Source organism: Paraburkholderia sp. LEh10, from assembly GCF_017814945.1.
Classification (GTDB): Bacteria; Pseudomonadota; Gammaproteobacteria; order Burkholderiales; family Burkholderiaceae; genus Paraburkholderia.
Genome location: NZ_JAGIPX010000205.1, coordinates 1 through 1225 on the forward strand (window position 1 = coordinate 1; position 1225 = coordinate 1225).

2 protein-coding genes are annotated in these 1225 nt (G+C 63.8%); both read left to right on the forward strand.

Annotated elements, in window-relative coordinates:
- A partial coding sequence (locus J8I87_RS43945; RefSeq protein WP_409518892.1) for a hypothetical protein occupies nt 1-409 on the forward strand: 409 nt, incomplete at its 5' end.
- Nucleotides 406-1225, forward strand: an 820-nt coding sequence (locus J8I87_RS43950) for an integrase core domain-containing protein (RefSeq protein ID WP_209938897.1), incomplete at its 3' end; no start/stop codon positions are given. The genes J8I87_RS43945 and J8I87_RS43950, both read left to right, overlap by 4 nt.

The window sequence follows — 1225 nt, forward strand, 5'->3', positions numbered from 1 at the left end:
GTGTCTGAAAATGGAGTTGAACATGCCGAATAAGTTGAATGTTGCAGAGGTTGTGCCGGGGGCGGTGGAAGGAGCGCGTAGCGCGACTGGAAGCGCCCCCGGCGCAGCCGGCGAAGTGAAGCGGTGGTCGGCCAACCGGAAGAAAGAAGTCGTCCTGCGCCTGTTGCGCGGCGAGCCTGTGGATGCCATTTCGCGCGAGGTATCGGTACCGATATACCGGCTTGAGGAATGGCGCGAGCGTGCCCTGGCCGGTATGGATGCCGGCCTCAAGGAGCGCGAGGGCGATCCGCTGGAGGCAAAGCTTGGCGAGGCCACCCGGCGCATTGGCGAGCTGGTCATGGAAGTCGAAATCCTGCGCAAGGAAAGGCAGGCCCGACACCCTTTGGGCAACCGGAGGTCGTCGAAATGAGCCAGACGATCTCCGCGGGCACCGGCAAGCCTTATGGGCTGGAGCGGGTCTGCCGGGTGCTCGGATTCCCGCGTTCGACGATCTATGCCGGTCGTGCACGCGAGTCGGGCAACGTAGTGTCACTCGTGGCCCAGCGGCGCGGTCCGAAACCAGCGATGCCGGACGCTGCCCTTCTGGAGGCCATCCGGGCCGATCTGGCAGCGTCGCCCTTTACCGGCGAGGGCCATCGCAAGGTATGGGCGCGGTTGCGGATCCTGCGCAACATCCGTGTCTCGCGCACCCGTGTGCTGCGGCTGATGCGGGAGAACGCCTTGCTCTCACCGCATCGTCGACCCCAGGGCAAGGCTGCCTTTCATGACGGCACGATCACGACGAGCCGCCCGAACGAAATGTGGGGCACCGACGGCGTGCGCGTCGAGACTGTGGATGACGGCTGGGTCTGGGTGTTCTGCGCAGTCGATCATTACGACGCCTGCTGCGTCGGTATGCATGCGGTCAAGACAGGCAACCGGTTCGCCGCCCTGCAGCCAATCGCCCAGGGACTGCTGGGTGAATTCGGCGGCACGGGTGCCGAGGTCGGTCGCGGCCTGACACTGCGCATGGATCACGGTTCGCAATACACCGCCGATGACTTCCTCAACCAGATCAGGTTCTGGGGCGTCACGCCGAGCTTTGCCTTCGTTGCCGAGCCACAAACGAATGGCGTCGCCGAGCGCTTCAACCGGACGCTGAAGGAACAGGTCATTCACGGTCGCATCTTCAGGAATCTTGAGGAAGTCCGGGCTGCGGTCGTCGAGTTCAAGGATCGTTACAATC